Annotated in this window: 13 protein-coding genes; 3 read left to right on the forward strand and 10 right to left on the reverse strand. The window is 62.6% G+C overall.

Annotated elements, in window-relative coordinates; translation table 11 throughout:
- Nucleotides 1-45 precede the first annotated feature (45 nt).
- The 4 genes from yidC to rpmH are packed head-to-tail and all read right to left on the reverse strand — an operon-like array spanning nt 46 to nt 2,552.
- Nucleotides 46-1,734, reverse strand: a complete 1,689-nt coding sequence (gene yidC / locus E7V67_025415) for a membrane protein insertase YidC (GenBank protein WUR12988.1) — start codon at nt 1,732-1,734, stop codon at nt 46-48.
- A 9-nt stretch (nt 1,735-1,743) separates the two neighbouring features.
- Nucleotides 1,744-1,992, reverse strand: a complete 249-nt coding sequence (yidD, locus tag E7V67_025420) for a membrane protein insertion efficiency factor YidD (GenBank protein ID WUR12989.1) — start codon at nt 1,990-1,992, stop codon at nt 1,744-1,746.
- Complete coding sequence (rnpA, locus tag E7V67_025425) at nt 1,989-2,396, reverse strand: ribonuclease P protein component (GenBank protein WUR12990.1); 408 nt, start codon at nt 2,394-2,396, stop codon at nt 1,989-1,991. Before rnpA ends, yidD begins: the two co-directional genes overlap by 4 nt.
- A gap of 21 nt (nt 2,397-2,417) precedes the next feature.
- On the reverse strand, nt 2,418-2,552 hold the full coding sequence (gene rpmH / locus E7V67_025430) for a 50S ribosomal protein L34 (protein ID WUR12991.1): 135 nt from the start codon (nt 2,550-2,552) through the stop codon (nt 2,418-2,420).
- Nucleotides 2,553-3,036: 484 nt separating this feature from the next.
- Between rpmH and dnaA the strand changes: the two genes are divergently transcribed.
- The 3 genes from dnaA (at nt 3,037) to gyrB (ending at nt 8,273) form a co-directional block, all read left to right on the forward strand.
- Entirely contained in the window at nt 3,037-4,470 is a 1,434-nt protein-coding gene (gene dnaA, locus E7V67_025435) for a chromosomal replication initiator protein DnaA (protein ID WUR12992.1), read from the forward strand.
- Between the two features lie 139 nt (nt 4,471-4,609).
- Nucleotides 4,610-5,716, forward strand: a complete 1,107-nt coding sequence (gene dnaN / locus E7V67_025440) for a DNA polymerase III subunit beta (GenBank protein WUR12993.1) — start codon at nt 4,610-4,612, stop codon at nt 5,714-5,716.
- A gap of 58 nt (nt 5,717-5,774) precedes the next feature.
- The gene (gene gyrB / locus E7V67_025445; GenBank protein ID WUR12994.1) at nt 5,775-8,273 is read left to right on the forward strand and encodes a DNA topoisomerase (ATP-hydrolyzing) subunit B; all 2,499 of its coding nucleotides are present in this window, start codon (nt 5,775-5,777) and stop codon (nt 8,271-8,273) included.
- Nucleotides 8,274-8,329: 56 nt separating this feature from the next.
- Here gyrB and E7V67_025450 read toward each other — a convergent pair whose 3' ends face one another.
- The 6 genes from E7V67_025450 to E7V67_025475 form a co-directional block, all read right to left on the reverse strand.
- Nucleotides 8,330-8,590: a PAAR domain-containing protein gene (locus tag E7V67_025450; protein WUR12995.1), complete on the reverse strand. Its 261-nt coding sequence runs from the start codon at nt 8,588-8,590 to the stop codon at nt 8,330-8,332.
- A gap of 5 nt (nt 8,591-8,595) precedes the next feature.
- Nucleotides 8,596-10,272 carry a DUF2235 domain-containing protein gene (locus tag E7V67_025455; protein ID WUR12996.1) on the reverse strand — a complete coding sequence of 559 codons (1,677 nt, stop codon included), beginning with the start codon at nt 10,270-10,272 and terminating at the stop codon, nt 8,596-8,598.
- A 3-nt stretch (nt 10,273-10,275) separates the two neighbouring features.
- Nucleotides 10,276-10,866, reverse strand: coding sequence for a DUF3304 domain-containing protein (locus E7V67_025460; protein ID WUR12997.1), 591 nt, complete (start codon nt 10,864-10,866; stop codon nt 10,276-10,278).
- A gap of 26 nt (nt 10,867-10,892) precedes the next feature.
- Nucleotides 10,893-11,732 (reverse strand): DUF4123 domain-containing protein, encoded by an 840-nt coding sequence (locus tag E7V67_025465; protein WUR12998.1) that lies wholly within the window; start codon nt 11,730-11,732, stop codon nt 10,893-10,895.
- Complete coding sequence (locus tag E7V67_025470) at nt 11,729-14,323, reverse strand: type VI secretion system Vgr family protein (GenBank protein WUR12999.1); 2,595 nt, start codon at nt 14,321-14,323, stop codon at nt 11,729-11,731. The genes E7V67_025465 and E7V67_025470 overlap by 4 nt, the downstream gene beginning before the upstream one ends.
- A gap of 75 nt (nt 14,324-14,398) precedes the next feature.
- A complete protein-coding gene (locus E7V67_025475; protein ID WUR13000.1) occupies nt 14,399-15,319 on the reverse strand; it encodes a LysR family transcriptional regulator in 921 nt (306 codons plus the stop codon).
- Nucleotides 15,320-15,414: the final 95 nt, after the last annotated feature.

Genomic DNA, 15,414 nt, shown 5'->3' on the forward strand with positions numbered 1-15,414 from the left:
GTTTCCTGAAAAATGGGGTCTGTCCCTATTTTTTGGCAACGGACGTTATTTCGCGTCAGGCGCCAGCTTTTTCGTGATGACCCACTGCTGGGCGATCGAGAACAGGTTGTTGACCACCCAGTACAGCACCAGGCCGGATGGGAAGAACAGGAACATCACGGAGAAGATCAGCGGCATGAACAGCATCATCTTCGCCTGGGTCGGATCGGCCGGCTGCGGGTTCAGCTTCATCGTCACGAACATCGAGATCGCGTACAGCACCGGCAGGATGAAGAACGGGTCCGGACGGGTCAGGTCGTGGATCCACCAGATCCATGGCGCGCCGCGCATCTCGACCGAAGCGTTCAGCACCCAGTACAGGGCGATGAAGATCGGCATCTGCACGATGATCGGCAGGCAGCCGCCCAGCGGGTTGATCTTCTCGGTCTTGTACAGCTCCATCATCGCCTGGTTCATCTTCTGCGGGTCGCCTTTGTAGCGCTCGCGGATGGCCGTCATCTTCGGCGTCACCACCTTCATGCGCGCCATGCTGCGGTAGCTCGCGGCCGACAGCGGGAAGAACACCAGCTTGATCAGGATCGTGAAGGCGATGATCGTCCAGCCCCAGTTGCCCAGCGCGCCGTGGATCTTTTCCATCACCCAGTACATCGGCTTGGCGACGATCGTCAGCATGCCGTAGTCCTTGACCAGTTCGAGGCCAGGCGACACGCGTTCCAGCGCCTGCTCTTCCTGCGGGCCGGAATACAGCTTGGCGCTGTTCGAGATCGTGGCGCCCGGCGCCAGGGTGCCCAGCGGCTGCACGACGCCGATCGCGTACGTGTTGGTGTCCACCTTGCGGGTGAAGATGTCATGCATCTGCTTCGCCTGCGGTACCAGTGCCGAGACGAAGAAGTGCTGCGAGATCGCGACCCAGCCGTTGTCGGCCTTGGTCGGGTGATCCGGCGTGAACGGCTTGCCCGGATTTTCCTTTTGTGCCGCGTCTTCCTTCTCGATCTTCTCGAAGGTGAGCTTCTTGTACTTGTCGGCGTCCGTGTACAGCGTCGGGCCGGTGAAGCTCGGGTTGAACCAGGACGAGCCTTCCGGCTTGTTGCCGTCGTGGACCAGCTGCAGGTACAGCTCCGGTTTCAGCGGCGCGGTGCCGGTGTTGGTGACGTCGTGGCGCACGTCGATGACGTAGTCGCCGCGCTTGAACGTGAACGTCTTGGTCAGCTTGACGCCGTTCTGCTCCGCGTCCATGACGACCTGCAGCTGGCCGGCGGCGTCCAGCGTGCGCGGACCCGGACGGACCGTGAAGCCCGTGTGGTGGTTCGGCAGGCCAGGCGCGCCGACCAGGCCCGTCTGCGCCAGGTAGACGCGGTTGCCGCCCTGCTGGAACAGCTGCTGGTTCTTGTTCGGATCGATGCCGTCCTTGAACTTGAGCAGTTCCAGGCGCTTGATCTGGCCGCCCAGCGTGTCGATATCGACCTTGAAGACGTCCGTCGTGATCGTCACGACCTCGCTCTTGAATGGCGCGGCGCTGCCCGGCACGGCGGCGGCGCCGGCCACGGTGGCGGTGCCCACGGCCGCGGGCACGCCGCTGTTGGCGGCGTTACCGGCCTTGGCCTCGGTGGCCGGCGCGGTCTGGGCCGGCGCGAACATCGATGGCCGGCCGGACGAGATCATCCACTCGTTCCACAGGGCGACCAGCGAAACAGCGAAGACGATCCACAGGATGGTGCGTTTGTTGATATCCATTGGGTCAAATCAGGAGTGGTTGCAACCGCAAGCGGTCGAAGAATGCCGCGGCGGGACGGGATCGAGCCCGCCCGGATGCCACGGGTGGCAGCGGCAGATGCGGCGTGCCGCGAGCCAGCTGCCCTTGGCCGCGCCATGCACGCGCAGCGCTTCCAGTGCGTAGTTCGAGCAGCTCGGATAGAACCGGCAGCTCGGGCCCATCAGGGGACTGATGGCGACCTGGTAACCCCGCAACAGGAAGGTCAGGATGGTTTTCATCGCGCGGGCCGGGCCTTGCTCTGGGCCGCGAACAGGCGCGCCAGTTCGACGCGCAGCTCGGCCTTCAGCCTGGCCGTCGTGGCCGGGCCGGCCTTGGTGTTGACCGGCTTCGCCAGCCGCACCACGCAATCGATGGCGGGCAGGCCGGTCACGCGGAACAACTCGCGGGTGACGCGTTTGATGGTGTTGCGCGTGACGGCGCGCGGTGCGAGCCGTTTGGCAACGACAACTCCCAGCCGCGCATGAGGCAGCTGATTCTGGCGGGTATAGAGCACGAAGTGCGCGCTTTTCTGAGCCGGGCGCAAACGAAAAACGGATGAAAATTCATCCGTTTTAACGATGCGCCGAGCGCGCGCGAAGTCGTGGGAACCTTCGCCTGAAGAGCCGTTGGAACTACTGTCCACGCTCGACGAACAAGCTTTGGCTTATACAGCCAGACGCTTGCGGCCTTTGGCGCGGCGTGCGTTCAGGACCTGACGGCCGCCACGGGTAGCCATACGAGCACGGAAACCGTGGGTACGCTTGCGGCGCACGACGGAAGGTTGGTAAGTACGTTTCATGTTGGTCTCGCTAAAGAAGCAAAAAAATGCAAAATCGGGCCTGCCGTACGGCACTGAACTTCAGCTGTACGCCAGGGAATCCCTTCAGTTATTGGTGCCAATGACATTTCGCGCACTTATGCCAACACGTCCGGCACAAGCTGGCCAATCTCATCGCCCGCTTCATCCGCGCTGATCGTAAACTGAAAAATCACGGAGTACGGGCGGGGAACCCTGAATTATCAGCATTTGGAGGGTGCTTGTCAACAGCGAACGGCCCCGCGCGCACCGGCGCCGGCACGCCGTTTTACGCAAAAAATTGGAACAACCCTGTGGATAACTTGTTGGGTTCGGAGTTAGAATAGCGTGTTACGTGTGGCGCGCACGAGGTTTCGTTGCATGCGTTGCACTTGTCGCCAGGAAGCGTCAGACGCTCCCGGCCGACGACGCAGCATGCTGACCGGGAACCTCGGGTGCCCTCCCTTTGCTTTTAGATAGACGATTCATGGAAAATTTCTGGCAGACCTGTTCCGCCCAACTGGAACTGGAGCTGACGCCGCAACAATTCAGCGCGTGGATTAAACCGCTTGTACCGCTCGACTACGAGAACGGCAAGCTGCGCATTGCTGCGCCCAATCGCTTCAAGCTCGACTGGGTCAAGTCCCAGTTCGCCAGTCGCATCACCGCCCTTGCATCGCAATACTGGGAGGCGCCGACGGAGGTGCAGTTCGTGCTCGACCCGCGCACCAACCCGGCCCGCAAGGTGTCGCCACCGACCGTCAATGGCGGCATCGGCGGCGGCACCGGCAACAGCGTCGACGCGCCGGCCGTGCACGTGGCCGACGTGCGCACCGTCGAAAGCCCGGCCAGCGCCGCGCCATCGACCGCCAACGATTTCGCCAATGCGCGCGGGCGCGAGCAAAGCCGCATCAACACCGACCTGACGTTCGACAGCTTCGTCACCGGTAAGGCCAACCAGCTGGCGCGCGCCGCCGCGATCCAGGTGGCGAACAACCCGGGCGTGTCGTACAACCCGCTGTTCTTCTACGGCGGCGTGGGCCTGGGCAAGACCCACTTGATCCATGCGATCGGCAACCAGGTGATGGCCGACCAGCCGGGCGCGCGCATCCGCTACATCCACGCCGAGCAGTACGTGCGCGACGTGGTCACGGCCTACCAGCGCAAGGGCTTCGACGACTTCAAGCACTACTACCACTCGCTGGACATGCTGCTGATCGACGATATCCAGTTCTTCGGCGGGAAGAGCCGCACGCAGGAAGAGTTCTTCTATGCGTTCGAAGCGCTGATCGCGGCCAAGAAGCAGATCATCATCACGTCGGACACGTATCCGAAAGAGATCACCGGCATGGACGACCGCCTGATCTCGCGCTTCGACTCGGGCCTGACGGTGGCGATCGAGCCGCCGGAACTGGAAATGCGCGTGGCGATCCTGCTGAAGAAAGCCAAGTCGGAAGGCGTGACGCTGTCGGACGACGTGGCCTTCTTCGTGGCCAAGCACCTGCGCTCGAACGTGCGCGAACTGGAAGGCGCGCTGCGCAAGATCCTGGCCTACTCGCGCTTCCACGGCAAGGACATCTCGATCGACATCGTCAAGGAAGCCTTGAAGGACCTGCTGTCGGTGCAGAACCGCCAGATCAGCGTGGAGAACATCCAGAAGACGGTGGCGGACTTCTTCAACATCAAGGTCGCCGACATGTATTCGAAGCGCCGCCCCGCCAACATCGCGCGGCCGCGCCAGATCGCCATGTACCTGGCCAAGGAGCTGACGCAGAAAAGCCTGCCGGAGATCGGCGAGCTGTTCGGCGGGCGCGATCACACCACCGTGCTGCACGCGGTACGCAAGATCGCGCAGGACCGGACCAAGAACCCGGAGTGCAACCATGAGCTGCACGTGTTGGAACAGACGCTGAAGGGGTGAGGCAGGGAATTCGCGGAGCATGCTCCGCGCCTGCCGAACGACGCGGCCATGCAGGGCCGCGGCTGGGGCGGACGTAGCTCAGCCTTAGCCACTAGAATTACCACTCTGTCGAGTTATTAATTTTTTATCGAGGATATTTATGCAACTGGTCAAAACCACCCGAGATACGCTACTCCGGCCACTGCAGATCGTGAGCGGTATTGTCGAGCGTCGGCACACCATGCCGATTCTGGCCAATATCCTCATCCGCAAGGAAGGCGAAGCCGTCTCGTTCCTCTCCACCGATACGGAAGTGCAGATCACGACCCATGCGAACATCGGCGCCAGCGCCGACGTGGCCGGCACCACCGTGGCCGCGCGCAAGCTGCTCGACATCCTGCGCGCGCTGCCCGAATCGGGCGACGTGACCATGACGTTGCTGAACAAGCGCCTGACGGTACAAAGCGGTAAATCGCGCTTCGCGCTGCAGACCCTGGCCGCCGAGGAATTCCCCACCGTGCAGGAAGCGGAAGCCTTCAACGCTTCGTTCACGCTGCCGCAGAAAACACTGAAGCACCTGTTCAACATGGTGCACTTCGCGATGGCGCAGCAGGACATCCGCTACTACCTGAACGGCCTCTTGCTGGTGCTGGACGGCGAGAACGTCATCGCCGTGGCCACCGACGGCCACCGCCTGGCGTTCTGCCAGGTGAAAACCGAGCAGGCCTTCGAGCGCCAGGAAGTGATCATCCCGCGCAAGACCATCATCGAGCTGCAGCGCCTGCTGGAAGAGAACGACGAGGCGGTCCAGCTGGACATCGCCGCCAACCAGGTCAAGCTGGGCTTCGCGGACATCGAGCTGATCTCCAAGCTGGTCGAGGGCAAGTTCCCCGACTACACGCGCGTGATCCCGAAGGGCTACAAGAACGACTTCACGATCAGCCGCGACGAGCTGCTGCGCTCCCTGCAGCGCGCGGCCATCATGACGAGCGATAAGTTCAAGGGCGTGCGCTGCATCATCAGCCCCGGTTCGCTGAAGATCTCGTCCACCAACGCGGACCAGGAAGAAGCGGTCGAGGAACTGGAAATCGACTACGGCGGCGACAACATCGACATCGGCTTCAACGTCACGTACCTGCTGGACGTGCTGAACAACCTGAAGTGCGACCAGGTCAACGTGGCGCTGGGCGACTCGAATTCGTCCGCGCTGATCTCGATCCCGGACAATCCCGACTTCAAGTACGTCGTGATGCCGATGCGGATCTGATCCGCCCGCCCGACCGCAGTCCCGATCCAAACAGCATAGTTAATTGAGAAAGTAGTCCATGTCCGAAAGCCAGAACGCACCACAAATCCCGGCAAAACAGGAAGAGTACGGCGCATCGTCGATCCAGATCCTCGAGGGTCTGGAGGCAGTCCGCAAGCGCCCCGGCATGTATATCGGTGACACCTCGGACGGCACCGGCCTGCACCACCTCGTGTTCGAAGTGCTGGACAACTCGATCGACGAAGCGCTGGCGGGCTACTGCTCCGAGATCCACGTGACGATCCACTCGGACAACTCGATCTCGATCACCGACAACGGCCGCGGCATCCCCGTTGGCCTGAAGATGGACGACAAGCACGAGCCGAAGCGTTCGGCCGCGGAGATTGTGCTGACGGAGCTGCACGCGGGCGGCAAGTTCGACCAGAACTCGTACAAGGTGTCCGGCGGCCTGCACGGCGTAGGTGTCTCGTGCGTGAACGCGCTCTCGAAACTGCTGCGCGTGACGATCCGCCGCGACGGCAAGGTGCACCAGATGGAATTCGTGCGCGGCGTGCCCCAGAACCGCGAACTGGAAATGCGCGACGGCGTGCAGGTCTCGCCAATCAAGGTCATCGGCGAAACGGATAAACGCGGCACCGACGTGCACTTCTGGGCCGACGAACAGATCTTCACGCACGTCGAGTTCCACTACGAGATCCTGGCCAAGCGTATCCGCGAGCTCTCGTTCCTGAACAACGGCGTCAACATCAAGCTGACCGACCAGCGCAACGGCAAGGAAGAAGTGTTCGCGTTCGAAGGCGGCACGCGCGGCTTCGTCGAATACATCAACAAGGCCAAGAACGTGCTGCACCCGACCGTGTTCCAGGCCACCGGCGAGCGCCAGTCCGACCAGGGCACGACGATCTCGGTGGACGTGTCGATGCAATGGAACGACGCGTTCAACGAGCAGGTGCTGTGCTTCACCAATAACATCCCGCAGCGCGACGGCGGCACCCACCTGACCGGCCTGCGCGCCGCGATGACGCGCGTGATCAACAAGTACATCGACGAGAACGACTTCGCGAAAAAGGCGAAAGTCGAAATCGCCGGCGACGACATGCGCGAAGGCCTGACCTGCGTGCTGTCGGTGAAGGTGCCGGAACCGAAGTTCTCGTCGCAGACGAAAGACAAGCTGGTGTCGTCGGAGGTGCGCGGCCCGGTCGAGGAAATCGTCGCGAAGACGCTGACGGACTTCCTGATGGAGAAGCCGAACGACGCCAAGATCATCTGCGGCAAGATCGTCGAGGCGGCACGCGCGCGCGAAGCGGCCCGCAAGGCGCGTGACCTGACGCGCCGCAAGGGCGTGCTGGACGGCCTGGGCCTGTCGGCCAAGCTGGCCGACTGCCAGGAAAAGGACCCGGCGCTGTCCGAGCTGTACATCGTCGAGGGTGACTCCGCAGGCGGCTCGGCCAAGCAGGGCCGCGACCGCAAGTTCCAGGCCATCCTGCCGCTGCGCGGCAAGGTACTGAACGTGGAAAAGGCGCGCTTCGAGAAGATGCTGTCCTCCGAGCAGATCACGACCTTGATCGCGACCCTGGGCACGTCGATCGGCCCGGACGAGTTCAACGCCGACAAGCTGCGCTACCACCGCATCATCATCATGACTGACGCGGACGTCGACGGCGCCCACATCCGCACGCTGCTCCTGACGCTGTTCTACCGCCAGATGCCGCAGCTGGTCGAGCGCGGCCACGTCTACATCGCCCAGCCGCCGCTGTACAAGGTCAAGGCCGGCCGCGACGAGCGCTACCTGAAGGACGACCTGGAAGAAGCGACGTACATGATGACGGTTGCGCTGAACACCGCCGTGCTGACGCCGCGCGAAGGCGCCGACCCGATCACCGGCGAGCCGCTGGCCGAACTGGCGCGTCAGTACAACCTGGCCAACGCCGTCATGACGCGCCTGACGCGCGTGATCGACCGCGCTGCGCTGACCGCGATCATGACCGGCGTGAAGCTGGACCTGTCGACGCTGGACGCCGCGCGCGCCTCGGCGCAGGCGCTGTCGGACAATATCGGCGACGCCAGCGTGACGGTCTCGGTCCGTTCGGACGAGCTGTCGGAAAAGCACCTGCTGTGGATCGAGCGCATGCACCACGGTAACGTCAAGGTCAGCACGATCGACGCCGACTTCGTGGGCGGCTCCGACTACGCCGTGCTGTCGAAGGCGGCCGAAACGTTCACGGGCCTGATCGGCGAAGGCGCCCTGATCCGCCGCGGCGAAGGCGAGCGCACCAAGGAATCTGCCGTGGTGGACTTCCACCACGCGATGAACTGGCTGCGCGACGAAGCGGAACGCACCGTGTCCAAGCAGCGCTACAAAGGTCTGGGTGAGATGAATCCCGAGCAGCTGTGGGAAACGACGATGGACCCGACGGTGCGGCGTCTGCTGAAGGTGCAGATCGAGGATGCGATTGCCGCCGACCAGATCTTCACGACCCTGATGGGCGACGATGTCGAGCCGCGCCGGAACTTTATCGAGTCGAATGCGCTGCGGGCGGGGAATATCGACGTTTGATCGTTTCCTGTTCAGGCAAGAAAAAAGAGGCTTCGGCCTCTTTTTTCTTTTAGGAGTCAGCCGATCGACGAGAGCAGCTTGGCACCGCACGCGGCCTTGTCGCCGTCGTAAGCCACTTCCTTGCCCCGGTGCTTGCGTTCACCGCCCTGCGGCGTGATGGCGAAGACGCCGTTGCATTTCGGGCAGGTCACCTGATTGCCCTCGACGGCCACGCACTTGCCGAGTGCCTTCAGGTCAGGCGCGGCCGAGATGACGGAGCCGCCGTGGCTGGTCTTGTCGCCCAGGCGGATCACGCCCTTGCCTTTGCTGTTCTTCATGATCGTTACGCCGTGGTTGCGCTCTTCGAGGATGGGTCGGCACGCTGCGTCAGTTCCGGGTTCTCGCTGCCGCGGAAGCAGCGGCGGTGGCGCCAGTAGCCGGTGGACTCGACGTAGTCCTTTCTGAAGCCTGCAAGCGAGTCATGGACATAGGTGTCGAAAAACGCGGCCAGTTCCGGATTCACCGGCGCTGCCGCCCTTGCCGCCGCGACCAGTGCGGGTGCTTCCGGGTCGAACGACGTGAGCTCTTCCTGCCTGTACTCCGGATGCTGCAGGTCGAAGCGCTTGGTCGACCGTGCCATATGCACGAATTTTCCGGCCAGATTCTCGTCGCCGCGAGAGCCCACGCGGCGTGCATCCTTGACCAGCTGGTCATTGGACTCGATCAGGAACTTCCTGTCGCCTGTAGCGCGGCTGACATGGCCAAGCTGGTCGTATTGCGCCCGCATTTGCCAACGCCAGGCCATGTACGGCGCCATCCATTCGCTCAGCATTCGTGGAAATGTTCCCGAAGCGGTCAGGAAGGCTTGATACGCCTTCTCCAGTTCCGGGGCGATCGCGAAGCGGCCTTCGGTGCTCGGCCGCAGGGGTACGCCGGCCGCGATCGCGCACTCCATCATATGGCGCAGCGGGATTTGCGACAGCTTGTGCGCATCCGCCGTGGCGGGATCGGTGCCACATGCCAGGCCAAGCTCGCCGGGCGCGTAGCCGCCGCCGACGTCGCTATGCGATCCCGGATAGGCGAACTCCCTGCAATTGGGCGGCACCACACCGGCGACCGAGACTTCGTCGAGTGGAAAATTCTTGCGGATCTCATGCATGGCGACCAGGTGGACGCAATTCTTGATCTTCGGGCTGATCCGTAGATACCTGGCGCGCGCCCAACCGGAATGGCCACCCGTCGAATTCACGATCGTATTGCCAACGGCGCCCATGACGCCTGCGGATGCCACCGTATCGAAGATGCCGAGAAAGCGGATCGTCAGCGGCACGCCGGCCAGCTTGCCGTCGATGGTCAGGCGCTCGATCCAGCTGCAGAATACGCGCGCTTGGGCTGCGCCGCGGGAAAAGCCGAACACATCAAGAATGCACTCCTTGAGTTTTACTTTGCTTGCCACCAGCTTTTCTTCGAAGGCTTTCAATTGTTCGAAGAAAAAGTTCTCTCTCGCCGTAGCATCCTCCTCGAAATCGAGGAGTCCGCGATCGCGGCCCAGCTCATGCAAAGCCGCAATCAAGTCCGCTTCGCGCCTGTTACTACAAAGGCCTTTTACTTGATTACCTGAGTATATTTCGATATTAAAGACCGCCAAATATAGTTGATTAATTACCTGCAGTATCACATAAAGTATCCTTGCGTACCCGCCCGATCCGAAAGCGGAACCGAACTTCAATTTTTTTGTTTCAGCTATCTCCGGGAATTCTGTTCCAACGCCGTTAACATAGAACCTATGTACGCTTGGCTCGTTACTCGGATACATCCCGTAAAGCCGCGACACATTAGAGTCACCGAAGGAAGCCTCATCATGATAGCGGTTATTATTAGTGCCATCAAAAAATATGCCGACTTGTATCAACTTCTCACAGCTCGATGCATCTAAAGGCAACGGCTGATAGATACTAATTCCAGCAATCGGAGATGTCGATGTAGCTGACATGCGCAAAGTGAGTAGGGCCTCGGTCATGGCTTACCATCCAGACCAATGCTGACCATCGTCCTGCTTCCTTACCCGCACAGCAGCTGTTGCAAAACGCTCTCCGTTATCATCCTGCGCGACTGGATGACGCTCATGTTGAGGTCCATAGATGCTGCTCACCACTCTTACTCTACCGGCTGCAAAAATATGAACATACAGGGTCTCGGGTGTAGCGTAATACTCTACAGGCACCTCGGCTTCATATGCGCTGTCTACTATTAGGCTCTTGTGTATGCCCTTTTTTGTTTCTTCGACATTCTCTGTACGCCAATCGAGTACCGTCCAGCTCACCTTTGCTACCAGCCCTGGACGCCATTTTGATGGCAGCATTATGCAGCACATCCGGCTTCCTCCTCCGCCGCCCCGCCCTGCATCACCATAAGAAAAGCCGTTCACATATATTCTTTCCGCACTAAAATCACCGCCCATATGGTGGATCGGAGTAACAATTACGCCTGTACTATCGTAAGGATGGTTGACTAATTTAAGAGTTTTTTCAGAATGAGATACACAACCTGATGCTGCCGCAGTTACGATAACGGCCAGGCTCCACTTTAAAACTCGCGCTGTGGATACTCGCATTTGGATTTCCTTTAAAAAGTCATCATCTAGGTTTTCTTAGACCACATTGAAGCATGCGGCAACTGCCCCATCACACACCGCGCAATCCCCGCCCGCACAGCTTCGATATCCTCCAACGCCAGAACCCTGCGCAATTCAGGCGTCTGCAAAATTCGCCCACGCGTATCAAACGCCCCGCGCGCCAGCAGCATCAACGTCGCGTTATCGGTATGGCCGGCGGAGCGGAACAAATCCCGCGACCAACGCGCCATTTCGTATTCCGCGAGCGGCGTCGCAGCGAACTTTTGGCCCGGCCGCATCGTTCTCAAGTTGGCGAGCAGCTGTTCCACCGCCAGCGCATCCTTCAATGCCGTGACTTGCTGCTCGCTCAACATGAGCGGCAGAACAGCGTCCGGTGTGGCAAGGACGGGAGGCAGCTGCGTGAGCACACCGTTGCGCTGGTGGACCTGCCACAGCGGTATTGGGCCATGGAACAAAGCCCATTGCTCAGGTGTCAGCACGGTAGCCAATGCGGCCAGCACCAGGCAGTCCGCAAAGCGCAGCGTCAGCTCCTCACCCTGTTCGTTGACGAAATAGATGAAGCGGCGCAGATGTTCGGCCAACGCCTGCAGCGGCAAGTTCGTGTGGATGACCGACAGGTGCAGTTGCGGCCTGCGCCCGTTTGCCAGCGCCATCACCTCGGCCATGGCGCCGGCGGCGTGCGCCTGCGCGAAATCGATCAGCAGCGGGCTGACCTTGAGGGCCTGGCGCTCGTACAGCGGCACCAGCCACGTGGGCCGTCGCTTTGCATTGGTCCAGCACAGCACGCGCGGCGCTGGATCGATCAGCGCGGTGTCGATCAACAGATAGGTGGCGAGATCGTTCATTTCGATGGCGCGAATGGACTGTGGGCCTGCGCCGCGATCAGCAGGCAGGGTACGCAAACCTTGTGGACCGGCGTCTCGCCGGGGAATTGCTGCGGCTTGTCCTGGCCGGGAAAGGTCTGGTGGTCGGCCGCGTACATATGATGCTTGCCCGACGTATAGCCCTTGATGCCACCCGCGCTCAATTCGAGCTCGGTGCCGCCGCCGTTGATGCGCACGCCCTTCTTGGCCTTGATCGTGATCCAGTCCGTCGTGCTGATGATGTCCAGGACCTTCTTGGCCAGCAGCCCCAGCTGCTCGTCCTGGGCCTGGATGGTGACCTTGCCGCTGGCTGCGGTCAGCTTGGCGCCGCCTTCGTTGGCGAACAGGCTCAGGCCCTGCGCCGCGCGGATGGTGGCGGTCTCGCCGGCCGCGATGTGCGTCGATTTCGCGCTGACCACGTCGATGTCGGTGCTGGCGCCCAGGGCGATATTGGCGCCGCTGCCGGCCACGATGCCCGCCGGTCCGCTCAGCGCCACCACGGGCCGGCCCTGCTGCTCCAGCTCCCGTACCGACTGGAACAGCTGTGCCAGCGCGTCGCCGTCCGGCTTGTCGCCGGCGTGGTCGGTGGCGCGTGCCGCCAGTTCTTTCGCCAGCTTCTCCAGCCCTTCCGCGATGCGCAGCAGGTCGGGGCGTTCGACGTGGCGTCCGGTCTTGCTGTCGCTGCTTTCCGCCGTCACCAGCACGCCTTCGATGCCGCGCACGGCCACGTGCTTTTCGCTGCGCAGTTCCGCGCCCTGGCCGCGCTCCTCGCCGAAGCCGGCGCGCCGCGGCTGCGTCAGATAACCCAGGTTCAGCTGCGACGCCGCGTGGTCGCTGGCCAGCTGCGCGCTGATCTGGCCGGCCGTGTCGTCGAAGCGCAGCTGGTTGCCGCGTCCGCCCTGCCTGACCTCCTTCGAGCGCATGCCGGAGAGGTAGCGGTTGCCCGGCAGCGTGCCGTTGACGCTCAGCGCCGGTGGATGGCCCTTGCCGTTGTACAGCTGGCCGACGATGACGGGCTTGTCCGGGTCACCGCCGAGAAACGTGACCAGCACCTCGGAGCCCACCCGCGGCAGGCTGAGCGCGCCGCATTGATTTATCGGCACTGGGCCTTCGCCGGCCCAGCTGCTGGCCACCCGTATCCATGCGGAGTCGCGTTCCGTGTCCGAGGCGCCGCTGGTGCCGTAGGCGTGCGTATGGTCCTGTTCGCGCGTGCCGGGAAACCGTACCTTGACGCGGCCCTGCTCGTCGCAGTAGACGTCCTCGCCCTCCGGCCCCACCACGACAGCGCTTTGCGTATGCACCACCGGCAGGTCGGTGCGCACGTCGTAGGCCGGCACGATGTCGATGCCGCGACGGACTGCCGTGAAGCGGATCTTCGAGCGCTGCTCGCCTGCCATGTCGGCGCTCGACCAGCGGCTGCGCTGGAACATTCCCTCGACACGGGCTGCCAGTTGTCGCTGCAGATTGTTGTGTGCCGTGACGTGCAGCTCCGTGATGATGAACTCGCGCTCGTCCGGTGCGTGACGATCGATCTCCGCGTGATCGGCCAGCGTGAAGTACTCGCCGGCGCGGAACGCGCGCACGCTGCCCTCGCCCTGGAAGCACTTGGTCTCGTAATCGTGGCGCCGCATCGCCAACGTGCCCAACGCCATCAGGTCGCCGTGGCTGTCGCCGGCGTGCGGCATCACGACCTGGTAGTCGTTCAGCGTCGCGCTGACGCCGGCAAAGGAGTTCCTGACGTGGCTTTCCGCCGTCACGCTCATCAACGCCTGGGCATACGGTTCCGCGTAATTCCAGCTGTGGCGTGTGACGCTGGCTGGCTGCAGCGTGCGCACGCCGTTCCAGCTGGTGATGCTGTCGCGTTCCTCGGTCGCACCGTCGCGGTGGTAGCGTACCGTGCCGGCGGCGTTGGGCCGGCAGCTGTCCGCATGGTTCCACAACACCATGCAGTGCGCCACGTACTCCCGGGCAGCGTCCGGCGCGAAATGCCAGTTGATGCCGCGGCGCTTCAGCAACCGCCGGATGAAGGCGGCATCCGACTCGTTGTGCTGCATCGTGAATTCTCGCTGCGGATAGTCGGCCATGCCGACCATCGGGTCCACCTCGAGCCGGAACTGGGTGGCCAGCACCTGGCTCATGTGCTGCCATTCGCCGACCAGCAACCGGACGATATCGACTTCGTTCTTGTTGCGGAAAATGCGCGTGTTGATGCGTTTTTCCATCACCGCCAGCGCGTCGCGGATAACGAGCTGGTAGCTCGCCAGGCCGCCGTCGCTGTCGCCGCTGGCGGCTTGCGTGACGATACCGGCCACTGTGCGCAGCTCGCCCGTGTCCGTCACGAAGTCGATGGCGGCCGGCAGTGCAATGAATTCCTTCAGCGGCAGATAGGCGTCGAGGGCCACGCACAACACGCGGTACTCGAAGCCACCACAGATCGACTCCACGCCCTCCACCCGCTGCGGCAGCAGCACGTCCTCCAGCAGCATGCGCGGGTGATCGATGCGCAGTCTCAGCGGCCGGTTGTCCGTGATCAGGTCGCGGGGCAGCCGCAGGAAATCGCTGAGGGCATTCATCGCCGCCTCAAAAAAATGATGAGAGGCAATGTTTACACAGCCGTTGGCGCGCATGCTTGCGCTACCACAACGGAATCAGACCGGTGTTGCCACCCAGCCGCGCACTGGTCCCTCGAAGCGCTCCACGAGGAAATCGATAAACACCCGCACCCGCGCCGGCATGTGCTTCTGGTTGCGGAAGATGATGTGGATCTCTTCCAGGTCACCCGGATTGAACGCCGCCAGTACCTCGACAAGGCGTCCTTCCGCGATATCGCGCGCGATATGGAACATGCCCAGGCGCGCGATGCCCAGGCCCTCCAGCGCCAGTTGGCGCATCGTTTCGCCGTTGTTCGTCAGCATGCCGCCCTGCACCGGCAGCAGCTCCGCGCGGCCGTCCACCACGAAGGGCCACTCGTCCCGTGAGCGCCGGAAGTTGAAGTTCAGGCAGCGATACGCGGCCAGGTCGGCCGGCGTGGCCGGCGTGCCGTGACGGGCCAGGTAGGCTGGGGAAGCGACGACGGCGCGGCGGCTGTCGCCCAACTTGCGGGCGCGGAAGGTGGCGTCCGCCAGGGGCCCCATCCGGATGGCGACGTCGGTCTGCTCGCGCTGCAGGTCCACCAGCGCATCGGACAGCGACAGGTCCACCGTCACGTCCGGATAACGTTCGCTGAACGCGGCCAGTAGCGGCACCACGTGGTGGGTGCCGAACGGGACCGACGTGTTCACGCGCAGCAGGCCGCGCGGCGCCACCCCGCCGCTGCCCAGGCCCAGCTCCGCTTCGTCGATGTCGGCCAGGATGCGCAGGCAGGCCTCGTGAAAGGCGCGGCCTTCCGGCGTCAATGTCAGTTGACGCGTCGAGCGTTGCAGCAAGGTGACGCCCAGCCGTTCCTCCGTGCGCGTGACCAGCTTGCTGACGGCCGATGGCGTCAGTCGCAAGGCGTCGGCGGCGGCCGAGAAACTGCCCAGCTCGACCACCCGGGCAAACACCGTCATTTCCCAACTGCGTGTGTCCATGACCTCATCCATGAATTGAATTCACAGATGATATTCCATTATGGCGGCTTATCGCTGGAGTACGCCGGCGCGATACTGCCTCCATCGACACCTCA

It is taken from the genome of [Empedobacter] haloabium, from assembly GCA_008011715.2.
Taxonomy (GTDB): Bacteria; Pseudomonadota; Gammaproteobacteria; order Burkholderiales; family Burkholderiaceae_D; genus Rugamonas; species Rugamonas haloabia.